The organism is Actinoplanes xinjiangensis, from assembly GCF_003148685.1.
Taxonomy (GTDB): domain Bacteria; phylum Actinomycetota; class Actinomycetes; order Mycobacteriales; family Micromonosporaceae; genus Actinoplanes; species Actinoplanes xinjiangensis.
This window is the reverse complement of the sequence record NZ_QGGR01000004.1, coordinates 222804-248081: the sequence shown is the minus strand read 5'-3', so window position 1 is coordinate 248081 and position 25278 is coordinate 222804. Positions and strand designations below refer to the sequence as shown.

23 protein-coding genes and 1 tRNA gene are annotated in these 25278 nt (G+C 70.6%); 14 read left to right on the top strand and 10 right to left on the bottom strand.

What is annotated here, in order from left to right; translation table 11 throughout:
* The first annotated feature begins 326 nt into the window (after positions 1–326).
* Together BC793_RS10940 and BC793_RS48755 are read left to right on the top strand one after the other, a co-directional pair.
* Positions 327–785, top strand: a complete 459-nt coding sequence (locus BC793_RS10940) for an AbrB/MazE/SpoVT family DNA-binding domain-containing protein (protein WP_203896113.1) — start codon at positions 327–329, stop codon at positions 783–785.
* On the top strand, positions 782–1189 hold the full coding sequence (locus BC793_RS48755) for a hypothetical protein (protein ID WP_146246230.1): 408 nt from the start codon (positions 782–784) through the stop codon (positions 1187–1189). Before BC793_RS10940 ends, BC793_RS48755 begins: the two co-directional genes overlap by 4 nt.
* 126 nt (positions 1190–1315) lie before the next feature.
* Here the strand turns inward: BC793_RS48755 and BC793_RS10935 are convergent.
* The 4 genes from BC793_RS10935 to BC793_RS10920 all read right to left on the bottom strand — a co-directional run bounded on the left by BC793_RS10935 (position 1316) and on the right by BC793_RS10920 (position 4814).
* A tRNA-Val gene (locus tag BC793_RS10935) sits at positions 1316–1390 on the bottom strand.
* Between the two features lie 96 nt (positions 1391–1486).
* Positions 1487–1951: a peroxiredoxin gene (locus BC793_RS10930; protein WP_109591900.1), complete on the bottom strand. Its 465-nt coding sequence runs from the start codon at positions 1949–1951 to the stop codon at positions 1487–1489.
* Between the two features lie 73 nt (positions 1952–2024).
* Positions 2025–2459 carry a DUF3052 domain-containing protein gene (locus BC793_RS10925; RefSeq protein ID WP_109591898.1) on the bottom strand — a complete coding sequence of 145 codons (435 nt, stop codon included), beginning with the start codon at positions 2457–2459 and terminating at the stop codon, positions 2025–2027.
* Positions 2460–2573: 114 nt separating this feature from the next.
* On the bottom strand, positions 2574–4814 hold the full coding sequence (locus tag BC793_RS10920) for a transketolase C-terminal domain-containing protein (protein ID WP_109591896.1): 2241 nt from the start codon (positions 4812–4814) through the stop codon (positions 2574–2576).
* Between the two features lie 187 nt (positions 4815–5001).
* Between BC793_RS10920 and BC793_RS10915 the strand changes: the two genes are divergently transcribed.
* Positions 5002–5406 carry a YjbQ family protein gene (locus BC793_RS10915; protein ID WP_109591894.1) on the top strand — a complete coding sequence of 135 codons (405 nt, stop codon included), beginning with the start codon at positions 5002–5004 and terminating at the stop codon, positions 5404–5406.
* A gap of 158 nt (positions 5407–5564) precedes the next feature.
* Complete coding sequence (aceE, locus tag BC793_RS10910; protein WP_109591892.1) at positions 5565–8303, top strand: pyruvate dehydrogenase (acetyl-transferring), homodimeric type; 2739 nt, start codon at positions 5565–5567, stop codon at positions 8301–8303.
* Positions 8304–8345: 42 nt separating this feature from the next.
* Here aceE and BC793_RS10905 read toward each other — a convergent pair whose 3' ends face one another.
* Complete coding sequence (locus BC793_RS10905; RefSeq protein ID WP_109591890.1) at positions 8346–8879, bottom strand: dihydrofolate reductase family protein; 534 nt, start codon at positions 8877–8879, stop codon at positions 8346–8348.
* Positions 8880–8963: 84 nt separating this feature from the next.
* Here BC793_RS10905 and BC793_RS10900 point away from each other — a divergent pair, with 84 nt between their 5' ends.
* The 3 genes from BC793_RS10900 to BC793_RS10890 all read left to right on the top strand — a co-directional run bounded on the left by BC793_RS10900 (position 8964) and on the right by BC793_RS10890 (position 13475).
* A complete protein-coding gene (locus tag BC793_RS10900; RefSeq protein WP_109591888.1) occupies positions 8964–11081 on the top strand; it encodes a methyl-accepting chemotaxis protein in 2118 nt (705 codons plus the stop codon).
* Between the two features lie 25 nt (positions 11082–11106).
* Complete coding sequence (gene gltX, locus BC793_RS10895; protein ID WP_109591887.1) at positions 11107–12513, top strand: glutamate--tRNA ligase; 1407 nt, start codon at positions 11107–11109, stop codon at positions 12511–12513.
* Positions 12514–12812: 299 nt separating this feature from the next.
* Positions 12813–13475, top strand: coding sequence for a hypothetical protein (locus BC793_RS10890; protein WP_239169859.1), 663 nt, complete (start codon positions 12813–12815; stop codon positions 13473–13475).
* Here the strand turns inward: BC793_RS10890 and BC793_RS10885 are convergent.
* Positions 13456–14058 (bottom strand): TetR/AcrR family transcriptional regulator, encoded by a 603-nt coding sequence (locus tag BC793_RS10885; protein WP_109592428.1) that lies wholly within the window; start codon positions 14056–14058, stop codon positions 13456–13458. The genes BC793_RS10890 and BC793_RS10885 overlap by 20 nt on opposite strands.
* 75 nt (positions 14059–14133) lie before the next feature.
* Positions 14134–14358 (bottom strand): hypothetical protein, encoded by a 225-nt coding sequence (locus tag BC793_RS10880; RefSeq protein WP_109591880.1) that lies wholly within the window; start codon positions 14356–14358, stop codon positions 14134–14136.
* 336 nt (positions 14359–14694) lie between these two features.
* Between BC793_RS10880 and BC793_RS10875 the strand changes: the two genes are divergently transcribed.
* The 5 genes from BC793_RS10875 (at position 14695) to fabF (ending at position 19412) form a co-directional block, all read left to right on the top strand.
* Positions 14695–15849, top strand: coding sequence for a PucR family transcriptional regulator (locus BC793_RS10875; protein WP_239169878.1), 1155 nt, complete (start codon positions 14695–14697; stop codon positions 15847–15849).
* Positions 15850–16008: 159 nt separating this feature from the next.
* Entirely contained in the window at positions 16009–16938 is a 930-nt protein-coding gene (locus BC793_RS10870; RefSeq protein ID WP_109591878.1) for an ACP S-malonyltransferase, read from the top strand.
* Positions 16935–17885, top strand: a complete 951-nt coding sequence (locus tag BC793_RS10865; protein WP_109591876.1) for a beta-ketoacyl-ACP synthase III — start codon at positions 16935–16937, stop codon at positions 17883–17885. Before BC793_RS10870 ends, BC793_RS10865 begins: the two co-directional genes overlap by 4 nt.
* Positions 17886–17941: 56 nt before the next feature.
* Positions 17942–18184 (top strand): acyl carrier protein, encoded by a 243-nt coding sequence (locus BC793_RS10860; RefSeq protein ID WP_109591874.1) that lies wholly within the window; start codon positions 17942–17944, stop codon positions 18182–18184.
* Position 18185: 1 nt separating this feature from the next.
* A complete protein-coding gene (gene fabF, locus BC793_RS10855; RefSeq protein WP_109591872.1) occupies positions 18186–19412 on the top strand; it encodes a beta-ketoacyl-ACP synthase II in 1227 nt (408 codons plus the stop codon).
* Positions 19413–20543: 1131 nt separating this feature from the next.
* Here fabF and BC793_RS10845 read toward each other — a convergent pair.
* Entirely contained in the window at positions 20544–22277 is a 1734-nt protein-coding gene (locus tag BC793_RS10845) for a glycoside hydrolase family 3 protein (protein WP_109591868.1), read from the bottom strand.
* A 94-nt stretch (positions 22278–22371) separates the two neighbouring features.
* Positions 22372–22863: a DUF3145 domain-containing protein gene (locus BC793_RS10840; protein ID WP_093611019.1), complete on the bottom strand. Its 492-nt coding sequence runs from the start codon at positions 22861–22863 to the stop codon at positions 22372–22374.
* 247 nt (positions 22864–23110) lie between these two features.
* Here BC793_RS10840 and BC793_RS10835 point away from each other — a divergent pair, with 247 nt between their 5' ends.
* Positions 23111–23437 (top strand): hypothetical protein, encoded by a 327-nt coding sequence (locus tag BC793_RS10835; protein ID WP_109591866.1) that lies wholly within the window; start codon positions 23111–23113, stop codon positions 23435–23437.
* Positions 23438–23504: 67 nt separating this feature from the next.
* Here BC793_RS10835 and BC793_RS10830 read toward each other — a convergent pair whose 3' ends face one another.
* Positions 23505–24122: a carbonic anhydrase gene (locus BC793_RS10830; protein ID WP_109591865.1), complete on the bottom strand. Its 618-nt coding sequence runs from the start codon at positions 24120–24122 to the stop codon at positions 23505–23507.
* A gap of 179 nt (positions 24123–24301) precedes the next feature.
* Between BC793_RS10830 and BC793_RS10825 the strand changes: the two genes are divergently transcribed.
* Complete coding sequence (locus BC793_RS10825) at positions 24302–25243, top strand: alpha/beta fold hydrolase (protein WP_109592424.1); 942 nt, start codon at positions 24302–24304, stop codon at positions 25241–25243.
* Positions 25244–25278 lie beyond the last annotated feature (35 nt).

Below are 25278 nucleotides of genomic sequence, written 5' to 3'. Positions count from 1 at the left end.
GACGACGGCTGAGACGATTCGGCACCGCGCCGAGGCTCCCCGATGCCCGTCAGCGCCCAGTTGGACACAGCTCGCCATTGGCTTCAGTCTGCCGTTTCCCCAGCCTCGCGGCCCCTTCGGGGCGCATCTCACGACGTCAGCGCCCGACTCGCCGTCAGAGTCCGATGAGTCATGGTTTACGGCTACCAAATACCTATCGTCCACATCCTCCTGAAAACCTGTGTTTACCTTTTCCATTTCAAGCTTGGCGCAGTCGACAATCCTCCCGGAGCTGCATTGCAGCAATACGGCTTGGCGGTAGTGCGTGAGTCCCGCATGCTCGTCGTATGGAGGAGACACCTAGCAGCGCAGGAGCCAGCCGACCGTCACGAGCCGTATCGAGCAAGAAGTCCGCCAAGCCCTCCACCAGCGGCCAGGCCGGCGACCGGGCTGTTCGCCGGACCGTGAAGAACCTTGCCGGCACCTCATCTGCGCCCAAGCCCGTGAAGACGCCTGCATTCCACGGGTTCGTCTCCGTCCAGTCACGTGGCACCGTCGCCCTGCCTCCGGTGGTGCGCAAGCGCTACGGCCTTGACAAACCGGGCTCCCAGGTCGAGATCACCGAGCGCAGCGACGGCGTCCTGGAACTTCGCCCAGTCATCGCCGTACCCGCAAGCCAGGCGTGGTTCTGGGCTGAGAACTGGCAAGAGCGCGAACGGCGCGCGGACGCCGACATCGCCGCCGGTCGCACCACCACATACGACAACGTCGACGACTTCATGGACAGCTTGGACATCGACGAGTGAAGTTCGACAAGACCGACGAATTCGCTGCCGAATGGAAATCCATGCCGATCGACCATCGACGTATCTTCCGCTCCCTCACGCCAGCGTTCAACGCGGCTTGTGAGGCGTACATCAGCGATTCCGGACGGCAATGGCCCGCTAGCCTGCAGGTCAATCCGATGATCAATACCAACGGCATCCGGGAGATGACCTGGTCCTTCGCAGGGTCGGACGGCCGTGCAACATTCGAGTTCGTCAGATCGACGGCGAACCAGCGGTCAGATGGCGACGTATCGGCCATCACGGAATTTGCCGAAACCCCTAGGCACGATGAACGTCGGCGAGAGGTTCGGACGCCAAGCACTCGAGCGACGATGCCCCGCCTTCTCACCAATGCGGCAGAACACGCTCATGGGGCCGGATAGCGGTGACCGCAGCCTCGCGTTCCTGACACACCTGTCGCTTCACTCGTCGGGACGTCAGGAGCGGACGAGATGAGACGACATCAAAGGCCACCGAGACTCGGCAGCCTACGTTCACGCTGGTCAGACTGGTGGGCGCGGTAGGTTTCGAACCTACGACCCCTCGCTTGTAAGGCGAGTGCTCTCCCACTGAGCTACGCGCCCGGCACGGCATGCGGCCGGAGTGGTCATCGTACCCTGCCGCTGATCGAGGCCCGAGAGCGGCGAGGCCCGAGAGCGGCGAGGCGAGCCGGATCGCCGTCAGGCGGGGAGGGCGGCCAGGGCGGTACGCCAGGCCTTCTGGTCGCGGGCCTCGCCGGGACCGTTCATCTCGGCCCAGGCGACGATGCCGTCGGTGTCGATGAGAAACGTGCCGCGGTTGGCGAAGCCCCGCTCGGCGTCGAAGACGCCGTAGGCGGCCGCCACCTCACCGTGTGGCCAGAAGTCGGCGAGCAACGGGAATTCGAAGCCCTCCTGGTCGGCCCAGACCTTGTGGCTGTAGACGGAGTCGACGCTGACGGTGAGGACCTGGAGGTGGTCGCCGGTGTAGTCGGCCAGGTTCTCCTGGATCTCGGTCAGCTCGCCGTGGCAGCGGCGGCTGAACGCGAGCGGATAGAACACCAGCAGGACCGCTTTGCGACCGCGGAAGTCGCTGAGGCGGACCTCCTGGTTGTTCTGGTCCTTGAGGAGGAAGTCGGGGGCCGGCGTGCCCGCGTCGATCGGCATCGTCCCAGCCTAGGGCAACCACTTTCGGGCCGGCGCCCATGGGGCGCCGACCTGGAAAGTGGGTGGCAGTGAGTTACTTCTTCTTGGCGGCGCCCCGGGGGGAGACCAGGCGGGCGCCGGTCCAGTCTTTGCCGGCGTTGACCGTCGACGTCTGCTGGAGGCCCGCGGTGGGGGCGGACTCGCTGACCTCGCTGGGCTCGACGTGTCCGTCGCGGCCCGCTTTCGGGGTCAGCAGCCACACCACGCCGTTGTCGGCGAGGGGGCCGAGGGCATCGGTGAGGATCTCGAAGAGGTCACCGTCGCCGTCGCGGTACCACAACAGCACCGCATCGACGACCTCGTCGGTGTCTTCGTCGACCATGTCACCGACGCGTTCGGTCAGGGCGTCACGGAGGTCCTCGTCGACATCGTCGTCGTATCCCATCTCCATGACCACCATGTTCGGCTCCAGGCCGAACCGGTCCGCCAGGCTACGTACGCCGTCGGCCTGACCCGCGGTCGCGCTCACTGTCCAAATCCTCCTAGCCGTCAAGAAAAGTACCGTCAAAATTGCACCGGAACCTGGGGGTAGTCCACACATTCCGGCGCCGGTGCGCAAGTGGCGCACCGAGTGTGTGGCAATTTACCGTGCCAACAGGGCGTGGGCACCCTGTGTGATGGCATCCTCTCCCACGAGGACCTGTTGGGCGGCCGGACCGAGGGGAACCGGCACGTCGGCGGCGGCGACGCGGCGTACGGATCCTACGAACGAGCCGTCGACGAGTGCGGCCAGCACGCCCTCGCCGACGCCGCCGGAACGCCGGGTCTCGTCGACGATCAGCACCCGGCCGGTGACGGTCGCCTCGCGGACCAGGTCAGCGACGGGTAGCGGGTTGAGCCAGCGCAGGTCGACGATGCGGGAGCCGTATCCGTCGGCGGCCAGCTGTGCGGCGACACGCAGCGCCATCCGGACGCCGTTGCCGTACGTCACGATGGTCAGGTCCTGGGCGGTGCCGAGCCCGTAGATGCGGGCCCGGCCGATCGGGACGTGCTCGTCGGCCCACGCGCCGGGGGGCGAGTACGGCGCCAGCCATTCGTTGTCGCCTTGCTGATAGAGGTCCCTCGTCTGGTAGACGGCGATCGGTTCGAGGAAGACGCTGACGGTGCCGTCGGCCTCGGCCGCGGCGAGGCAGGAACGCAGCATCGGTGCGGCGTCGGCGGCACGGGCGGGGACCGCGACGACGAGGCCGGGTACGTCGCGGAGCGCGGCCACGGTGTTGTCGTTGGCCAGGTGGCCGCCGATCCCGTACGGCTGGGCGAAGGCGGGCACCCGCAGCACGAGCGGATTGCGGTAGGCACCGGCCGAGAGGTACGCCATGGTGGCCGCCTCGGCCCGCAGTTGCTCGGCCGCGCCGTGCAGGCCGGCGAGGGAGTCCACCTCGGGGACCGGGATCAGCCCGGCCAGTCCGGCGCCGGCGGCCAGCCCGAGGATCGTGGTCGGGTCGGGTGGGCTGTCGAAGACCCGCTCGGGATCGTGGCCGGAGAGGCCTGTGGTGACGCCGTGGCGGCCGCCGCGGGTCGTTGCGGGGCCGAACACGAGTAACCCGGGATTCGCGGCCAGAGCGTCGTTCAGGGCGGCGGTGAGGGTCTGTGCGAGTGTCATCGGCCCGGCGTCCTCGGGGAGCCGGCCGTCGAAGACGCGCAGCCGGGTGGGCGCGCCGTCGCCGAGGGCCCGGCCGGCGGTCTCGGCGACGGCGTGCGCGACACGCAGCGGGCGGCGGGCGGCCAGGGGGGCGACGACCTCGGCGGCGGAGGCGAGTTTCGGTTCGCCGAGCACCTCCTCGGCGGCTTTGCGGACCTGCCAGCCGATCTCGTCGTAGCGGGTGATCACCTCGTCCGGCCCGTACAGGCCGGCTTCGACGAGCAGCCGGGCGGTGCCGATCAGGGGGTCGCGGTCCAGGCCGTCGCCGGGTTCGGGGTCGCCGGGGCGGCCGAGCAGGAGCACGGTGGACAGGTGCAGGACGGCGGGGCGGCGCTCGGTGCGCACGAACGCCGCGGCCTCGGCGGCCGCGTCGTACACCGCTGCCAGGTCGCAGCCGTCGGCGTACGTGTACCGGACACCGGGCCGGCCCCGCAGCGACGCGCCGGTCCACCCGTCCGGGCCGGGCTCGCCGGGGGTGTTGTCCTCGCAGATCAGCAGGAGCGGCACCCGCTGGCCGGCGAGTTCCAGCCGGCCGGCCGCGTGCAGGGCCGAGGTGGCTCCGGCGCTGCCGGCTCCGCCGTCGCCGAACGAGGCGGCCACGATGGCGTCGCCGGGCCACGGTGTGTCGCCGGCGCGGCCGAGGGCGTGTGCCAGGCCGACGGCGCGGGGCAGGTGACCGCCGGGTGAGGAGAGGGCCGGGACGAGGTGCAGTGCCGGGTTGCCGAAGAGCTTGTCGCGGCCGCCGGTGATCGGGTCGCGGACCGAGGCGACCACGCCGCGCAGCACGTCGCGGGCGGCTTCCTCGAGACGCCGGCCGGGGTCCTGCCCGGCCGCACCGGGGTGGTTCGCCGCCCGTACGCAATAGAAGGCCGCCGAACGATGGTGCAGGAGTGCCGGGTCGTCGCCGCGCAGTGCCGCGGCGACCGCGGCGTTGCCCTCGTGCCCGGAGGATCCACCGGTGTGGAAGCCCTCGTTGAAGCTGCGCAGCCAGCGCGCGGCGAGGTCGAGGTGGCGGCTGGTCAACTGGGCGTCGAAGAGTTCCCGGGCGGTGGCGCCGGTGAGGCCGGCGCCGTCGCGGACCGGGTCGCCGGGGGCACGCCCGGACTCCGGTGGTCGAAGGGCCGAGACCGCATCGCGGAACCGCTCGTCGAGGCTTTGCGGAGTGGTCACGCGATTCAGCATTCCCGACCGCGGCCGGTGATGCCACTGCGAGAACGATCGATCTGGTGCACACGGGCCGTCACCCGGTGATGTACTCAACGACATGATCTTGTGGTGGGTCGTCGCGCGGCTGGCGCAGTGCGTGTGCTGGCTGGCCGGCGCCACATCCGTGTTCCTGCTGCTCGATCTGTACACATAGGCTCGGCTGATGCGCAGCGAACTGATCACCGTGCGGACCGGTGGGGCTCCGGCCGTCGTGGACATCACCCGTGAGGCGGCGAAGTTCGCCGGGTCCGAGAGGGACGGCCTGCTGCACGTCTTCGTGCCGCACGCGACCGCCGGAGTGGCGATCATCGAGACCGGGGCGGGCTCGGACGACGATCTGCTGACCGCGATCGACGATCTGCTGCCGACCGAGGACAAGTGGCAGCACCGGCACGGCTCCCGGGGCCACGGCCGCGACCACGTCCTTCCGGCGTGGATCGCCCCGTACGCCACGTTGCCGGTGATCAACGGCCAGATCGCGCTCGGCACGTGGCAGTCGATCTGCCTGGTGGACACCAATGGCGACAACCCGATCCGGCAGGTGCGTTTCTCCTTCGTGAACGGCTGACCTTCCAAAGTTACTGGTCAGTACGTGTGTCGAGCGTCGCTGAGACACCCCGTAGACGTGACGACGCACACCGTGAGGGGGCAGGATGGAGACCTGTTCCGCGCGATTTGCCACCTAGATCGCACGGAGGTCCGACACTCACACCAAGAGGATTGCCTGTGGCCACGGAGCGCAAGCGCCCGGTGATCAGCGATGGCCTGCCGAGCCAGCTTCCCGACATCGACCCTGAAGAGACCAACGAATGGGTCGAGTCGCTCAACGGAGTCATCGACGAACGCGGCGCCAAAAGAGCCCGTTATGTGATGTTGCGCCTGCTCGAGCGGGCCCGGGAGCGACAGGTCGGCGTGCCGCCGCTGACGTCCACGGACTACATCAACACCATCCCGCCGGAGCGTGAGCCCTGGTTCCCGGGTGACGAGTTCGTCGAGCGGCGGATCCGGGCGTACATCCGGTGGAACGCGGCGATGCTGGTGCACCGCGCGCAGCGGCCGGAGATCGGCGTCGGCGGTCACATCTCGACGTACGCGTCGAGCGCCAGCCTCTACGAGGTCGGCATGAACCACTTCTTCCGGGGCAAGGACCATCCGGGCGGTGGCGACCACATCTTCTACCAGGGGCACGCCTCCCCGGGTATGTATGCGCGGGCCTTCCTGGAGGGCCGTCTGAGCACTCACCAGCTCGACGGTTTCCGGCAGGAGCTGTCGCACCCGGGTGGCGGCCTCCCGTCGTACCCGCACCCCCGTCTGATGCCGGACTTCTGGGAGTTCCCGACGGTCAGCATGGGCCTCGGCCCGCTGAACGCGATCTATCAGGCGCGGTACAACCGGTACCTGCACAACCGCGGGATCAAGGACACCAGCCAGCAGAACGTCTGGGCGTTCCTCGGCGACGGCGAGATGGACGAGGTCGAGTCGCTCGGCGCGATCGGCCTGGCCGCCCGCGAGGAGCTGGACAACCTCACCTTCGTGGTCAACTGCAACCTGCAGCGCCTGGACGGGCCGGTCCGCGGCAACGGCAAGGTCATCCAGGAGCTGGAGTCCTTCTTCCGCGGCGCCGGGTGGAACGTCATCAAGGTCGTCTGGGGCCGCGAGTGGGACCCGCTGCTGGCCGCCGACACCGACGGCGCGCTGGTCAACCTGATGAACGTCACGCCCGACGGCGACTACCAGACCTACAAGGGCGAGTCCGGGTCGTACGTGCGGGAGCACTTCTTCGGCCGTGACCCCCGCACCCGCAAGCTCGTCGACCCGATGACCGACGACGAGATCTGGAACCTCAAGCGGGGCGGGCACGACTACCGCAAGCTCTACGCGGCCTACAAGGCGGCGACCGAGCACACCGGTCAGCCGACCGTGATCCTGGCCAAGACCGTCAAGGGCTGGACGCTGGGGTCGCACTTCGAGGCCCGCAACGCCACGCACCAGATGAAGAAGCTGACCCTGGACGACCTGAAGGGCTTCCGGGACCGGCTCTACCTCGACATCAGCGACAAGCAGCTCGAGGAGAACCCGTACCTCCCGCCGTACTTCCACCCCGGTGAGAAGTCCGACGAGTACCAGTACATGGTCGAGCGCCGCCGTGAGCTGGGCGGGTCGATCCCGACCCGGCGGACGAAGCACAAGTCGCTGGCGATCCCGGAGCCGAAGGTCTTCAGCGGCCTCAAGGGCGGCAGCGGCAAGCAGAAGATCGCCACCACGATGGCGTTCGTCCGCCTGCTCAAGGACCTCATGCGGGACAAGGAGTTCGGGGCCCGCTGGGTGCCGATCATCCCCGACGAGGCCCGCACCTTCGGCATGGACTCGCTCTTCCCGACGAAGAAGATCTACTCGCCGCACGGCCAGACCTACACCTCCGTGGACCGGGAGCTGTTCCTGTCCTACAAGGAGGCGACGGACGGCCAGATCCTGCACGAGGGCATCAACGAGGCGGGCTCGACGGCGAGCTTCATCGCGGCCGGCACCTCCTACGCCACGCACGACGAGCCGATGATCCCGCTGTACATCTTCTACTCGATGTTCGGCTTCCAGCGGACCGCGGACGAGCTGTGGGCGGCCGCCGACCAGATGACCCGCGGGTTCCTGCTCGGCGCGACCGCCGGGCGGACCACGCTCAACGGTGAGGGCCTGCAGCACGAGGACGGGCACTCGCTGCTGATCGCGGCGACCAACCCGGCCGTGGTGGCGTACGACCCGGCGTTCGGGTTCGAGATCGCGCACATCATGCAGGACGGCCTGCACCGCATGTACGGCGAGAAGCAGGAGAACATCTTCTACTACCTCACCATCTACAACGAGCCGGCGATCCAGCCCGCCGAGCCGGCCGGCCTCGACACCGAGGGCCTGCTCAAGGGCATCTACCGGTTCAGCGAGAGCCCGAAGAAGGACGGCCCGAAGGCGCAGCTGCTCGCCTCCGGCACCGGCATGCGGTGGGCTCTCAAGGCGCAGGATCTGCTCGCCCAGGACTGGGGGGTCAGCGCCGACGTCTGGTCGGTCACGTCCTGGACCGAGTTGCGCCGCGACGCGATCGAGGCGGAGGAGCACAACCTGCTCCACCCGAGCGACGCGCCGCGCAAGCCGTACATCCAGCAGAAGCTGGAGGCCTCCGAGGGCCCGTCGGTGGCGGTCAGCGACTGGATGCGGGCCGTGCCCGACCTGATCGCCCGCTGGGTGCCGAACGGCTACACCTCGCTGGGCACCGACGGCTTCGGCATGAGCGACACCCGGCACGCGCTGCGCCGCCACTTCCACGTGGACGGCGAGTCGGTGACCGTGGCGACGCTGCGTGAGCTGGCGCTGCGCGGTCAGATCCCGGCACATGTGCCGGCCGAGGCCGCCAAGAAGTACGCGATCGACGACGTCAACGCCGCGCCGGTGGGCGAGACCGGCGGCGACTCGTAGGACACCGCCGCCGAGGGGGGCCGGCCGGCCCCCCTCGGTGCGTCACGCCGGCGTGTAGTCGATGACCTCGACACCGGTGGCGGACCGCCAGCTGCCGATGTGGGTCAGGGCCAGCTTCGTGCCGGGTTCCCAGAGCTTGCGGCCCTCGCCGGCCACCACCGGGTAGATCATCACCCGGTACTCGTCGATCAGGTTGTGCCGCGCCAGGTAGTTCACCAGGATCGCACTGCCGTTGATCATCAGGGTCTCGGAGCCGGTCCGCAGCTTCGCCACCGCCTCGGCGACGTCGCCCTCGATGAAGGTGGCGTTCCACTCGGGCTCGGTGAGCGTCGTGGTGGCCACGTGCTTGGGCATCCCGTTCATCTTCGCGCCGAAGTCACCGGTCTCGGCGGCCATCCGCGGCCAGACCGCCTTCATCCCCTCGTACGTCACACGGCCGAGCAGGAGCGCGTCGGCCTCCCGCAGATTGTCGGCCTGCCAGGCGCCGAGCTCCTCGTTGAAGTACGGCCCGCTCCAGACCGGCTCCTCGAAGACGCCGTCGAGCGTCATGTACTCCACCGCCACGATCCTGCCCATCGTCCCCACCCTCGTTGCTCGACATCGCCTATTGAAAACGGCAACGAGCGGGCGGCGAGGTGGTCGCGGCGCCATGATCCAGGTGTGGGATTCCGAATCAGGCACAAACTGCTCCTGCTCGGGCTGGGCAGTGTCCTGGTGACCGCACTCGTGCTGGTCGCTGTCGGCGCCTGGCAGAGCGGCCGGTTCGCCGACAGCACCGAGCGCGAGGTCCTGCGGCAGAACCAGGCCGCGCTCAACCAGAGCGCCGCGGACGTCAGTGCACTGGTCCGGACCGTCGGCGACGAGATCCAGCAGGGCATGGACCGGAGCATGAGCAGCGCCTCGGCGTACCTGGCCCAGAACGGCGGCATGCGGTTCGCGAGCCGGCGGGTCACCTGGACGGCCACCGACCAGGTCACCCAGGGAACCACGACGGTCAGCCTGCCCCGCGTCGAGATCGGCGGCAGATGGCTCGGGCAGAACACGGATCTGCGGCGGACCACACCGTTCGTCGACGACACGAAGACGCTGTCCGGCGCGACCATCACCGTCTTCCAGCGGATGAACGCGGCCGGTGACCTGCTGCGGATCGGCACGACGGTGAAATCGGCCAAGGGCACCCGGGCGATCGGGACGTACATTCCGGCCACCGCGGACGGCAAACCGAACGCCGTGGCCGCCGCGATCAAGGCCGGGAAGCAGTACCGCGGCGTCGCGGCGGTGGTCGGCACCCCGTACGTCTCCGTCTACGACCCGATCAGGAACGCGGCCGGGGACGTGATCGGTGCCCTCTACGTCGGCGTGCCGCAGGCCGAGGCACTCGTCAACCTGACCGCGACGATCAGCGAAATCAAGATCCAGACCAACGGCTGGGTCTCCGTCTTCAGCACGGCCGCCGCCGACCGCGGCCGGATCGTCGCCTCCAGCCTCGCGGACGTGGCCGGGGAGACCGCGCTCGACGCCGTCGACGCCGCCGGCACCAGGTACGTCGAGGAGATCGTCACCACGGCTCCGGAACTCGCCGACGGCACCACCCGGCAGGCGAGCTACCAGCTGCCCGGGGCGGCCGGGGCACCCGCCGGGGACACCACCACCACGGTCGCCTACTACGCGCCGTACCAGTGGGCGGTGACGGTGGGCGGCTACGACGCCGACGCCGCCGCGGCGGTCACCGCGGTCCGGGACGGGCGCCGCACGATGCTGACCTGGTTCGTCATCGCCGGCGTGCTGCTCGCCCTGGCCGGGGCGGCGGCGGCGTACCAGCAGGCGTCCCGCATCTCGCACCGGATGGGCAGGCTGACCGGGGCGCTGACCCGGCTCGCCGACCGCGACCTCACCGTGCGGCTCGACGATCGGGGGCGCGACGAGATCGGCGAGGCGGGCGCCGCCCTGGACACCGCGGCCGCCGAACTGCGCGCCGTCATGCAGGACGTGACCGGCGCCTCCGAGGAGGTGGCCGGCACCGCCCGGCGGGTGGCGGCCACCGGCGGCGAGATGTCAGCCGCCACGGACACCGCCGCGAGCCGGGCCGACACGGTGAGCGCCTCGGCGGAGAGCGTGTCGCACGTGGTGGCGACGGTCGCCGCCGGCGCCGAGCAGATGGGCGCGTCGATCACCGAGATCTCGCACAACGCCCAGGAGGCCGCGCAGGCCGGGCGGGACGGGGTCGGCCTGACCGCGGCGGCGGCGAACGTCATCGCCGAGCTGCGGGCCTCGACCGCGAAGATCACCGACGTGGTGCAACTGATCGCCACCATCGCCGAGCAGACCAACCTGCTCGCCCTGAACGCCACCATCGAGGCGGCCCGGGCGGGCGAGACCGGCAAGGGTTTCGCGGTGGTCGCCGGTGAGGTCAAGGAGCTGGCCCAGGAGACCGCCCGGGCGACCGAGGACGTCACCGGGCGGGTCGCCGCGATCGAGGGCGACACGGCCCGCGCCGTCTCCGCGATCGACGCCATCTCGGCGCGGATCGCCCAGGTCAACGACTATCAGACGGCGATCGCCGCGGCGGTCGAGGAACAGGCGGCGACGACCGCCGAGATGGCCCGCAACATCGCCGAGGCGGCCGGTGGCAGCAGGGACATCGCCGACGGCATCGGTACGGTGAACGGGGCGATGCGCAGCACGCGGGACTCGGTGGCGGTGTCGCACCAGGCGGCCGGCGAGCTGACCGCGACCGCGCAGCGGCTGACCGGGCTGGTCGGGCGCTTCACCGTCTGAGGCGACTGGTCGGTAGTCTGGGGCGGTGACTGTTCGAGTACGTTTCGCACCCTCACCGACCGGCATGTTCCACGTCGGCGGCGCCCGATCGGCCCTGCAGAACTGGATCTACGCCCAGCAGCACGGCGGTGTCTTCGTGCTGCGGATCGAGGACACCGACGCGGCCCGCAACCGGCCCGAGTGGACCGAGGGCATCATCTCGGCACTCGACTGGATCGGCATCGAGCGCGGGACGTACGAGGGCCCCTATTTCCAGTCCTCCTACGCCGCCGACCACACCGCCGCCGCGACCCGCCTCTACGGCGAGGGCCGGGCCTACTACTGCGACTGCACCCGGGACGACGTGGTCGCCCGCTCGGGAAACAAGCACACCGGCTACGACGGCTTCTGCCGCGACCGGGCGCTGGGCCCGGGTGAGGGCCGGGCGCTGCGGTTCCGCACGCCCGACGAGGGCGAAACCGTGGTGGTGGACCTGGTCCGGGGCAAGCCCACCTTCGAGAACAAGCTGCTCGAGGACTTCGTCATCGCCCGCAGCGACGGCTCGGCGGTGTTCCTGCTGGCCAACGTGGTCGACGACCTGAGCATGGGGATCACCCACGTGTTCCGCGCCGAGGAGCACCTGCCCAACACCCCGAAGCAGCAGTTGCTGTGGGAGGCGCTGGGCGCGACCCCGCCGGTCTGGGGTCACGTGCCGGTGATCGTCAACGAGAAGCGGCAGAAGCTGTCGAAGCGGCGGGACAAGGTCGCCCTGGAGTCGTATCGGGACGAGGGCTACCTGGCCGCCGCCATGCGCAACTACCTGATGCTGCTGGGCTGGTCCCCGACCGGCGACCGCGAGATCGTCCCGTGGTCGGTGGTCGAGGAGGAGTACCGGATCGAGGACGTCAACCACGCGCCGGCGTTCTTCGACGTCAAGAAGCTGCGGGCGTTCAACGGCGAGTACATCCGGGCGCTCACCCCGAGCGAGTTCACCCAGGTCTGCGCGCCGTGGTTGAGCGGTACCGACACCATCCCGGCCCCGCCGTGGGAGCCGGCGAAGTTCGACACCGAGGTCTTCACCACGATCGCCCCGCTGGCGCAGACCCGGATCTCGGTGCTGTCCGAGATCGTCGACAACGTCGACTTCCTCTTCCTGGACGAGCCGGTCCACGACGAGGCGTCCTGGGCGAAAGCGATGAAGGACGGCGCCGCGGAGATCCTCGACGCCACCGGGGCCGCCTTCGGCGCCCTGACCGACTGGTCCGCCGAGACCCTGAAGACGACTCTCGAGCAGATCGGTGAGGCGCGAGGTCTCAAATTGGGAAAGACCCAGGCGCCGGTACGGGTGGCGGTGACCGGCCGCACCATCGGCCTACCGCTTTTCGAGTCCATCGAACTGCTCGGCCGGGAGCGCACACTGGCGCGTATTTCCGCTGCCAGGGCGCGTCTCTGAGCTGTTTATCGTAGGCGACGGCCGGTGCGCCATAGCCGGTCGTCGAATACGGTGATGCTCTCCGTCACCAGGGTGACCACCACCCCCACCCGTTGCGGGGAGTGGGTACTATTCGGCGGCTGATCAACGGCCGTTTCCGTCTCCGTGGTCATCCCCACATGGCTCCAATTCACCCTGTCTCGAGATGCGGGCTGGGCGGTGTGCAGGGAGGCTGGAGGCCTGGGCCGTGTCCCGGTTCCACCGCCGGGCACGAGCAGCAGGTTGAGTGGGCCATGTCCATCCACGGGCGGGGAGGTCGGATGGTGCGGGGGGCGATCACGAGGCTGGTGTCGACGGCTGCGGCAGCAGTCGTGGCGCTGGCGCTGGCATGGGGGGCGGCGCCGGGTGCGGCACAGGCCGCGCCGAAGGCGCCGCCGAAACCGGACGCGGTGCAGCTCGTCGGCAACGGTGTCGAGGAGACGGTCCTCGTCCTACAGGACGAGCGGCCCCGGCTGTTCCAGATGCTGACCAGCGAGGTGGATTGGCTGGCTTCGGCCTCGTCGTCCAGCTCAGCGCCGAAGGCGGCGCAGCTGGGCCCGAAATACACGCTGACTCTGCTGGTCAAGAACGCGCCGAGTCAGCTCTATCACCTGTACCCGATGGCCCAGGGTGGCCCGCGGGCACACCGGCCGGCGAAGCAGCCGTCCGGGAAGAAGACCGAGGCCTGGTTCTACGGCCGGCTGTCGATGCCGGAGTCGCTGCGGCTCGCCGGAGCACCGCTGGAGACCAAGCCGGACGTGGTGCACGGCGGCATCGGTGGCGGTGTCGGCACCGATCTGGCGGTGGACCGGGCCGACCCGTTCCAGGAGGTCAGCCAGGCGTTCAGCGAGTTCCGCCGGCTGTTCCTGCTCAACGGGGCGGTGCTGCTGGTCATCCTGACCGGACTGGCCGGGATGGCGTTCCTCATCCGCCGGCGCGTCTGACGTCGTCCGGCTGTTCCGCACTCGTCCGGGGCGCTGCTGAGTTCTCGACCATCCCGACCAGGTCTTCCAGGTCGGCGTCGAACTCGGCGGCGCCCTCGATCATTTCCGGGGACGATCCGGGCAGCCCGCCGGTGACCTCACCGGTCGTGTAGCCGAGAAGGAACGCGCAGATCAGCCGGGCCTGCCGGGGCACCTCGGAGGCCGGCACCCCGGCGTCGGCCAGGATGCCCTGCAACGCGGCGGCCAGCCAGGACGCGGAGGGCCCGGCGGCCGAACGGTTCAGCAGCAGGGGGAAGGCACTCGGGTGGGCGCGGGCCAGGGAGCGGACGGCCCGCCCGAGCGCGCACAGCCGGTGCCGCCAGTCCAGGTCCGCCGGGTTCTCGCCGACGTTCGTGCCCAGCTCCAGGTGCAGCAGGTCGACCAGCCCGTCGAGCAGTGCGTCCTTACCTCCGACGTACGGGTAGAGCGCCATCGAGGTGAGCCCGACGCGTTCCGCCACCGCCCGCATCGACATGGCGGCCAGGCCGCGCTCGTCCACCAGGGCGAGCGCCTGATCCAGGATCTGCCGTCTCTTGTCGTCCACCACGCCAACCTGACCAGTCCGGCCGCACCGAGGCCGGGAAACGCGCCCGGCACTCACCCGTACGGGACAAGAGTCCTAGCACCAGCGGCCGGGCGGGCGCCCGCGGCCGGCCGCACGCCGCCTCGGGCGGACCGCGCCGTGCAGGTGCGCGCCGGCCCATCCGCGCAGCTCGGTGCGACATCCGACCCGTCCGGTTCCCGGGTCCACGATCAGCTCCTCGTCGGCCGGCGATGCCGCCGGCGAATCGTCGAGGGCGGGATCCCTGTCGGAGCACGCGAACGCGTCGTCCCGTTCCATCATCTCGCCTCCTCGATCCGTGCGCTGGGCGCCGGCTTCCCCCGGCACCGACTTTTCATCGGCACCGCGGCGTCCGGTGTTAACCCCCGGTAGGACCGCCGTCCGACACGATGCCAGGTCACCGACCGAAATCGCGGGAGAGGCGCACCGCTACGCCGGTCAAAAGTCATAAAAGTCCCTAAAACTCGCATTGTCTTTGCTTCCCGTACATCTCCCTCGTAAGCGCACGACACGACGCCGGACGCGGCGGGTGGGCGCAGCCGTGGAACGCTGGACCGCGTGGCAGACAACGACACCGGCACATCGGCCGAGGGCAGGCCGGAAAACCCGGCGAAACCCCTGGACCCGGGCACTCTGCGCCGCATCGAGCGGCAGGCCGGTGCCTTGGCCAGCGCGGCGGTCGCCCGCATGGATGAGACGCTCCCCTGGTTCCGGGCGCTCCCGGCCGATCAGCGGTCCTGGGTGATGCTCGTCGCACAAGCGGGTGTTCGATCTCTGGTCGAGTGGTTGCGCTCCGGCGGCACGGTCGCCGCCAGCACCGAGATCTCCGACGAGGTGTTCGCCGCCGCGCCCCGCGCCCTGGCCCGGGTGATCACCCTCACCCACACCGTGGAGATGATCAAGGTCACCGTCGACGTCGCCGAGGCGGAGGTGCCGGGCTATGCCGAGCCGGGCGAGCAACAGGCGCTGATCCAGGCCATCCTGCGGTTCTCCCGGGAGATCGCGTTCTCCGCCGCCCGCGTCTACGCGAGGGCCGCCGAGTCGCGGGGCGCGTGGGACGCCCGGCTCCAGGCCCTGCTCGTCGACGCGCTGCTGCGGGGTGACTCCTCCGACGTGCTGGCCAGCCGGGCCGCCGCACTGGGCTGGGCGGACGCGCCGCCGGTCGCGGTGGTGGTGGGCCGCTCCCCGGGCGGCGACATCACCGCCGTGCTGCACGCGGTCTACCGGGCGGCCCGCCGGGCCAGGCTGGAGGTGATCACCGGGGTGCACGGCGACCGCCTGGTCGTGGTGGTCGGCGGCGCGACCGATCCGGTCGCCGCGGCGTCCGCGCTCAGCGGCGGCTTCGGCGAGGGCCCGGTGGTGGTCGGGCCGGCGGTGCCGTCGCTCGATCAGGCCACCGAGTCGGCGCGGGCCGCGCTGGCCGGCTTCCGGGCGGCCCCCGCCTGGCCCGGGGCACCGTCCCCGGTGGCCGCCGACGACCTGCTGCCCGAGCGGGTGCTGGCCGGCGACATGGACGCCCGGCGCAAGCTGCGGCACGACGTCTTCGGGGCGCTGGCGCGGGCCGGCAGCGGGCTGCTGGAGACCCTGGACGCTTTCTTCGCGTCCGGGAGCGTGCTGGAGAGCGCGGCCCGCGAACTCTACGTGCATCCGAACACGGTGCGTTACCGCCTGCGGCGGGTCGCCGAGGTCGCCGGCCTCTCCCCGCTGGACGGCCGGGACGCCTTCACGCTGCGGATGGCGCTCACCATCGGCCGCCTGGACCCCGCAACGTGACCGGGATCTCTCACCATTCGACACGATCGTAGGAGGTATAAATGTGGTTGAAGTGACCCAAGAATACCTCTGTTTTGTAGGAACCCTACAACGCTGGTCGTAGGGTTTGGTCGCGCCCGACTACCCCGGAAAGCCGCTGGATCCGGAAGAGTCGGGGGCGTGCTCGCCGTACTCTCGCCCGGCCAGGGTTCCCAGAAGCCCGGCTTCCTCACCCCCTGGCTCGATCTCCCCGGCGCCGATGCCCGTCTGACCGAGTGGTCCGCCCTCGCCGGTGTCGACCTGCTGCACCTCGGCACCCGTGCCGACGCCGACGAGATCAAGGACACCGCCCGGACCCAGCCGCTGCTGGTCGCCGCCGCTCTGCTGGCCGGTGAGCAGCTGCCGCTGGAGCGGGTCACCGTGATCGCCGGGCACAGCATCGGCGAGCTGGCCGCCACCGCCCTGGCCGGAGTGCTGACCCCGGCCGACGCGATCACCCTCGCCGGTGTCCGCGGCCGGGAGATGGCCGCCGCCTGCGCCCTCGAACCGACCGGCATGAGCGCCGTCCTCGGCGGCGACCCGGACGAGGTGGTCGCCACCATCGAGAAGCACGGCCTGTTCCCGGCCAACCGCAACGGAGCCGGCCAGATCGTCGCCGCCGGCGCGCAGTCCGCGCTCGCCGAGTTCGCCGCCGCACCGCCGGCCAGGGCCCGGGTGATCGCGCTCGCGGTGGCCGGCGCCTTCCACACCCCCTTCATGGCGCCCGCCGAGACCGCGCTGGCCGCCGTCGCGGGCGGCGTCACCGTGCGGGACCCGGCCCGTACCCTGCTGTCGAACCTGGACGGCACAGCCGTCACCACCGGTGCGGAGATGCTGCAGCGCCTGGTCCGTCAGGTGACCGCACCGGTCCGCTGGGACCTGTGCATGCGGACACTGAAGGACCTCGGTGTCACCGGCGTCATCGAGCTGCCGCCCGCCGGCACCCTCGCCGGCCTGATCAAGCGGGAGCTCAAGGGCGACGGCGCCCCCGAGATCGTCACGCTCAACACCCCGGACGACCTGCCGGCCGCCCTCGATCTGATCGCCCGCACCGAAGGAGACGCACGATGACCGCGGGTTCCCGCATCCTCGCGATGGGCCACTACCAGCCGTCACGGGTGATCACCAATGACGACCTGGCCAGCACACTGGACACCAACGACGCGTGGATCCGGGACCGGGTCGGTATCGCCGAGCGGCGGGTCGCGGACGGCGAGTCGGTCGCCGACATGGCCACCTTCGCGGCCGAGAAGGCACTGGCTGCCTCCGGGCTCACCGCGGCCGACATCGACCTGATCGTCGTCGCCACCTGCTCGGCGATCGACCGCTGCCCCAACGTGGCGACCCGCGTCGCGGCCCGGCTCGGGATCAACGCGCCCGGGGCGTACGACCTGAACACCGCCTGCTCCGGGTTCTCCTACGCCCTGGCCAGCGCCGACCACGCGGTCCGGGCCGGTGCGTCCCGCAACGCCCTGGTGATCGGCGCGGAGAAGCTGTCGGACATCACCGACTGGTCCGACCGTACGACCGCGGTGCTCTTCGGCGACGGCGCGGGAGCGGCGATCCTCACCGCCGTGCCGGACGGCGAAGAAGCCGGGGTCGGCCCGGTGGTCTGGGGCTCCACCCCGGAGAAGGGCGACGCCCTCAAGATCGCCGGCTGGCAGCCCTACATCAAACAGGAGGGCCAGGCGGTCTTCCGCTGGGCCACCACCACCCTCGCCCCGTTCGCGATCGAGGTCTGCGAGCGCGCCGGGATCGCCCCGTCCGAGCTGGCCGCCTTCGTCCCGCACCAGGCCAACACCCGCATCATCGACGGCATCGTCAAGCGGCTGGGCCTGAGCCCGGACGCGATCGTCGCCAAGGACCTCGTCGAGTCGGGCAACACCTCCGCCGCGAGCGTCCCCCTGGCCCTGTCCAAGCTGATCGAGCGCGGGGAGCTGCCCTCCGGGGCGCCGGTCCTGCTCTTCGGCTTCGGCGGCGGCCTCACCTACGCCGGTCAGGTCGTCCGCTGCCCGTAGGGCGGAAGACACCCGACCGTCGCCAAACCGCACCATCGAGAGGAAAGATTCCCACAATGGCAACTCGCACAGAGATCACCTCCGGCCTCGCCGAGATCCTCGAGGAGGTCGCCGGGGTGAACCCGGACGACGTCGCCGAGGAGAAGTCCTTCACCGACGACCTGGACGTCGACTCGCTGTCCATGGTCGAGGTCGTGGTGGCCGCCGAGGAGAAGTTCGGCGTCAAGATCCCGGACAACGAGGTGCAGAACCTCAAGACCGTCGGCGACGCGGTGAACTACATCGAGGCGAACCACTGACATGAGCACCGTGGACGTCGTCGTCACCGGGCTCGGCGCGACGACCCCGCTGGGCGGGGACGTCGCGTCCACCTGGGACGCCATGCTCGCCGGCCGCTCCGGGGTGGGTCACCTCACCCAGGAGTGGGCCGGCTCCCTCCCGGTGCGGATCGCCGCACAACTCGCCGTCGAACCCTCCGAGGTCATCGAGCGGGTCCGGCTCCGCCGGATGGACCGTTCCGAGGCGATGGCCCTCGTCGCCGCGAAAGAGGCCTGGGCCGACTCCGGGCTCGCCGACTCCGGCCTGGACCAGGAACGGCTCGCGGTCAGCTTCGGCAGTGGCATCGGTGGCGCGATCACCATGCTCGACCAGGACGACATCCTGGAACAGCACGGGCCCCGGCGGGTCAGCCCGCACACCGTGCCGATGCTCATGCCGAACGGGCCGGCCGCGTACATCGGTCTCGAACTCCAGGCCAAGGCCGGGGTCCGGGCGATGGCCAGCGCCTGCGCCACCGGCGCCGAAGCGGTCGCCCTCGGACTCGACCTGATCCGGCTCGGCCGCGCGGACGTGGTGGTCGCCGGCAGCACCGAAGCCGTCATCCACCCGCTGCCGGTCGCCGGTTTCGCCTCGATGCGGGCCATGTCGACCCGCAACGACGAACCGGAACGCGCGTCGCGCCCGTGGGACAAGAACCGGGACGGCTTCGTCCTCGGTGAAGGTGCCGGCGCGCTGATCCTGGAGCGGGCGGACCACGCGATCGCCCGTGGCGCCCGGATCTACGCGCGTCTCGCCGGTGCGGGCATCACCTCGGACGGATACGACATCGTCCAGCCCGACCCGGAGTGCCGCGGTGGCATCCGCGCCATGCGGATGGCGATCGAGGACGCCGGCCTGACCGGTGCCGACATCCACCACGTCAACGCCCACGCCACCTCCACCCCGGTCGGTGACATGGGTGAGATCAAGGGCATCCGGGCCGCCATCGGCAGCCACCCGATCCTGACGTCGACCAAGTCGATGACCGGCCACCTGCTCGGCGCGGCCGGCGCACTGGAGTCGATCGCGGCGATCCTGGCCATCCGGGACGGCATCATCCCTCCGACCATCAACCTCGACGACCCCGACGAGCGCCTCGACCTGGAGGTGGCGGCCCACAAGGCGCGGTCCGCCGACCTGCAGGCGGCGATGAACAACTCGTTCGGCTTCGGAGGGCACAACGTGGCCCTCGTCTTCACCCGCGCCTGACCCCCTGACGCGAGCCGGTACTCCTCGGGTGTCGATCCGACCTCGGTCGGACCCAACGACCCCGAGGAGCCGCTCCGGTCACCCTTCAACCGGGGCACGACCCCGGCCGCTCACCCCCACGACTCCAGTGTGCTGCCCGCCCGCGGTCGTATCGACCGCGCCGAGAAGGCCGCCCGTTCCATCCGAGTGCGCAACGCACTGGGCGTCTCGCTCGACGCCACCGCCTGGCCGTCCACCACGATGGCGGTCACCGGCCTGAACGCCGCCGTCGGCCTCCGGCACCGCCGGCCCCTCGCCGCCACCCCGACTGGCCGCGGCAACATCCCCGCTCTGACCCCCAACTTCCAGAGCCTCTTCCGGTACGGCCACACCTCCCGCCGAACATCGGCCGCCCCCGGGCTACCACGCACCGCGACCGGTGGCCCGGACCGAAACGCGTCCGCCGGGCCGAGGCGACACTCACCGCCCCACCCCCGCCCCAGCCACACCAGAAACCCTTCACGGGCAGCCAGAGACCGCCCGCGCGCCGATGACTCACACCCGGCTGGCCCCCACCGCTGTCTCAACCGCGCCGAAACAACGCTCACAGCCAGCCGGATCTCCCCGGCTGGTTCCCACCGCTGTCTCAAGCACCGTGAGACAGCGGTGACAACCAGCCGGATCTCCCCGGCTGGCTCCCACCGCTGCCTCAAACGCCGCGAGACAACGGTGACAACCAGCCGGACCTCCGCGGCTGGTTCCCACCGCTGTCTCGAGCGCCGTGAGACAGCGGTGGGAACCAGCCGGGCCTCCGCGGCTGGTTTTCACCGCTGTCTCGAGCGCCGTGAGACAGCGGTGGGAGCCAGCCGGGCCTCCGCGGCTGGTTTTCACCGCTGTCTCGAGCGCCGTGAGACAGCGGTGGGAGCCAGCCGGGCCTGTTGGGCGGTGCCGGCGGGATCGGGGCGGGGGTCGCGGGGACCGCTGGGAGCGGGACGCTCCCTGGGGTACGAGCGGGGCTCGGCCACGGTGGGGTGGGTGGAACGGGCGCATATGCCCGGCGGGCGCGCCGGCGGTCGGAGGGACCGCCGGCGTCGCGGTGTAGGCCCGGGACGGGCGTTGTTGCGGTCGGGGGTGGGCTGGCCCGTACCGCTGCTATTTGACGCAAGCACTCCGGGGCAGCTTGCCTACCGCGACGGGTGACCGGCCGGTGGCCTTGGCCTTGCCGGCGATGACGGCGGCGAGCGCGGTCAGGGACAGCCTGCTGGACGAGTAGATGGCGACGAGGGTCGGCGTCGACGCCTGGGCGAGGAGCCCCGGTGAGTCCATCATCACGGTGATCGCCGCCGTGTCGTCGAGGTCGACGCGCTGGTCGCCGTAGCCGACGAGGCGGATGACGGCGCCGCCGGAGCTCTGGACCGGTACGCCGGCCTCCTGGAGGGCCTTGACCAGGCTGACGCGGGCGACCTCGCGGTTGGCGGGGGCGGAGACCGACACCGGGCCGTTGGCGAGCGGGCCGGTGCAGCGGCCGCGGAGGACCGTGACGGCGGCGGCGTCGAGGGCGGAGACGGCCTGCTGGTTGGCGGGTGAGCCGATCACGGCGAGGTCCGGCTGCGGGGTCTGTGCGGTGCGGAACTTGAGGGTGAGGATGCGGGTGACGGCTTCGGTGAGGCGTTCCCGTTTGAGGCTGCCGTCTTTGAGGCCGGCCAGGATGCCGTCGCGGGCGGCGCCGATGTCCGGGGGCATGAGCAGCATGTCGTTGCCGGCGTTGAGGGCGCGGACGGCGGCTTCTCCGGCGGGCCACTTCTTGGCGGGGGCCATGTTCATGGCGTCGGTGACGGCGACGCCGGTGAACTTCAACTGGCCGCGCAGCACATCAGTCATGATCTTGCGGGAGAAGGTGGCGGCCACGCCCTTGTCGACGGACTGCAGGTTGAGGTGGCCGGACATGACGACGCCGGCGCCCGCGTCAACGCCGGAGCGGAACGGCGGCAGGTCCTGCTGTTCCCAGCGCCGGCGGTCCTGGCCGATGACCGGCAGTTCGTCGTGGCTGTCGGCGGTGGTGTGGCCGTGGCCGGGGAAGTGCTTGAGGGCGGCGGCGACACCGGCCGACTGGAGGCCGCGGACGGCCGCGGCGACCTGCTGGGCGTTGGCTTTGGGATCGCTGCCGAAGGCGCGCGACCCGATCACCCCGCCGCCGTTGGTGTCGAGGGTGTCGGCGACCGGTGCGAAGTCGACGGTCACGCCCATCGCGGCGATCTCCTGGCCGGCCGCGCGCCAGGCCGCCTCGGTGAGGTCGGGACGGCCGGCGGCACCGAACGCCATCGCGGACGGGAGGACGGTCACCCCCTCGGTGACCCGGACGACCGTGCCGTACTCCTGGTCCATGCCGATCATCAGGGGCGCGGCGGCCGGCAGTTTCCGCGCGGCGTCCTGGAGGCCGGCGGTGAGCGCGCGGACCTGCTTCGGGTTCTCCACGTTGGTGGTCGGGTTGGTCTTGCTGGTCGGGTCGTCGACGGTGAAGCCGACCAGGATCATGCCGCCGAGACGGTACTTGGCGATCATCTCGGCCGGGGTGTTCACGCCGGCGAGGCCCTGGTTGGCGCGGACGTTGTCCTCGTCGACGTCGGTGGCGGAGCTGCCGTAGGCGTACGGCATCAGCACCTGCCCGGCCAGGTCCTCGTCGCTGAGGCGGGCCACGGTCTCGGCGGCCCGCGCGGCGGGGTCACCGGCCGGGGTGGCCGGGGCGCTCTCCGGCGCCGGTGAGGCGGGCCCCGGCGAGGCGGTGGCCGGCGGGCCTGCCGCGGGTTCCGGTTCGTCGCCACACGCCCCCAGACCCAGGAGCAGGGGTACGACCAGAGCACTCGCCAGATTCCTCACGATCGCCATCGAACCAGTTCACGGCAAACGTCGCCACTTCGCACCGCCACCGGAGTTTTGGGCATGCTTGTGGGGGATTCGCCCCGCCGACCGGTGGGGCTTGTCAGCCGACCCGTGTGAGCAGCGTCACCGGAGCACCGTCACCGGCGTAGCGGTACGGCTCCAGTTCCACGTCCCAGGCGGTGCCGAGCGCCTTCTCCAGCGCATGCGACAGCGCCTCGGGCGCACGGACCGAGGACATGATGGCGCGCAGCCGGTCCTCGCCGATCTGGATGTCGCCTGAAGCGCCCATGACCCCGTGGAACAGCCCACGACCGGGAACGTGCATGAACCGTTCCCCGTCGACGCCCGGGCTGGGCTCCTCGGTTACCTCGAATCGGATCATGGGCCACTGTCGCAGGGCAGCAGCCAGCTCGGCGCCAGTCCCGGCACGGCCGGTCCAGCTGCACTCGGCTCGGCGCATGCTCGGATCGACCGGTTGCACGGTCCATTGCAGGTTGACCGGCGCGGTCAGGACGCGCGCGATCGCCCACTCGACATGCTGGCACACGGCGAGTGGGGTCGAGTGGACGTATACGACGCCACACGTTGGCACGGTGACCTCCCGGAGACCGAGGTGCGTCTTCCCCTACGACCTCGACCGCGGTTGATCGTGTCCCATGATGCCGGTTGGTACGGATGGTGCGCCAGAGAATCCGCAACATCGACTATGGGAGCGGCCGTAGAGGCACACCCTGCCCAACGGCCTTACCTGCTCTGACGGTATGGTCAGAGGGCCGTCGTGTAGAGTTGCCACGGCCTTTTTTCTTTCTGCCCCAAGCTTTCCTTCAAGGAGTACCGCCGTGGCGAGCAACACTTCAAAGACCGCCCGCGCATCAGTCCGCGCCGGCCAGAGCACCGGTGGCGCCCTCAGCGTGCTCGGTGAGTACAAGTACCTCATCCCGCTCGCCAACGGCCGCTTCGCGTACGTGCGGAATCTGACCAACGGCAAGACCGCGCACCTCAAGACCGACTCGGACGCGTTCGTCGAGGAGGTCCGCATCCTGACCGCGGCCGGCCACGGCGCCAAGATCCGTGCCGAGCTGGTCAACCTGCACGAGAGGAACCCGGAGCACGGCTGGGACACCACCGAGAAGCGTCTCGTCGACGCCGGTGTGTTCGAGGGCTGAGTACGACTCACACGAGAAGGCGCCTCCCGGTTTCGACCGGGAGGCGCCTTTTTGCATGATCAGAAGATCACGGCAGGAACTCGACCCAGCCGCTGTCCAGGTCGTAGACGGCGCCGACCACCCTGATCCGGTCGGCCGCGATCTCGTGGGCCAGCTCGGGCACGTCCCGGAGGCGGTCGACGGTACGCCCGACGTGCTCCCGGACCGCCCTCTCGTCGGTGTCCTCGCCGTCCAGCCCGACCGCCTGCACCGCGGGGGCGAGCTCGTCGACCAGGTAGCCGACGTAGCCCACGTCACCACCCGGGGTGGCGCCGGCCCGCAGCGCCTCGACCGTGGCGTGCACCGCTCCGCAGCGCTTGTGACCGACCACCAGGACCAGCGAGACACCGAGCTCGGCCACCGCGAAGTTGATCGAGCCGATCAGTGAGCGGTCCAGCACGTGCGCGCCGGAACGGGCCACACAGATCGAGCCGAAGGTCTGGTCGAAGATCGCCTCGAGCGGGACCCGGGAGTCGATGCAGCCGAACACCAGCGAGTGCGGTTTCTGCCCGTTCGCGGTGGCGGCGGCCCGTGCGACGTCGTGGCCGTAGCGGGGCCGACCGTATACGAACCGCTTGTTACCGGCGATGAGCTCGCTCAGGGCTTCGGAGGACGTGCTGACCTGGGCGTCACGAGTGGCCGTCATATTAGGGATTTTCGTCGGCCCGGCCCCGGGGTGAAGTGTTTGCGAGGTAACTCACTGTCCCGGCCGGGCCGTCGCCCCTGGCAAAAGTCCTCCCGAAACATGCTGGTAATACTCCACATCACGAGTGATGCTTATTACCCGCGGGTACTGCGGGGACCGTGACCATCACGGAGGTACCCATGCTCACTCTTGCCGACGGCGTACAGCTGCACGTCTCCGTCTCCGGCCCGAAGGACGCGCCGGTGACCGTGGTGCTCTCGCACGGCTGGTGCCAGGACCGGCGGACCTGGCGGCGCCAGATCGCCGCGCTGGACGAGATGGGGCACAAGGCGCCGCGGGTGATCGCGTACGACACCCGGGGCCACGGCCGCTCCAGTGCCACCCATCTGCGCGCGGCCACACTGGCCCAGCTCGGCGACGACATGGCCGAGGTGATCCGCCGGTACGCCCCGGACGGCCCGGTCGTGCTGGCCGGCCACTCGATGGGCGGCATGACCGTCATGGAGTACGCGCACCGCCACCCGGAGGAGTTCGCCGACCGGGTGAAGGGTCTGCTGCTGGTCTCCACGACGGCCGAGGGCCACACCCACACCCGGTACGGCCTGCCCGACCAGCTGGCGACGCTGCTGCGGGCCGGAGAGACCCTGGGCGCCGGTCTGCTGGCCCGCTCCGGGGCCTGGCGCCCGCACCGGGTGGTGCTGCCCGCCCTGCGCCCGGCGCTGCGCTGGCTGCTCTTCGGCGACGAGTGCGCCGACGAGGCGATGACGCTGACCATGCGCGGGCTGGGCCGGGCACCGCTGCGCTCGATCGGCGGCTTCCGGGAGTCGATCGGCACCCAGCTGCGCCTGGACACGCTGGCCGGGCTGAGCGGCATTCCGGCCGCGGTGCTGGTCGGCTCCCGGGACCGCCTGACCCCACCGGCCTGCGCCGAGTCGATCGCCGGTGCGCTGCCGGGCGCCGAGCTGACGGTGGTGCCGGGCGCCGGGCACATGCTGCCGCTGGAGCGCCCGGACGAGGTGTCGGCGGCTCTGGTCACGCTGGTGCGCCGGGCGGCCCGCCGGGCCAAGCGCGACCGCCGGCCGACCGTCGGCGGACAGTCCCGCTGCCGCGAAGCCGCTTAGCTCGTTTTCTGGGGAAATGCATACCTCGTCGTGAT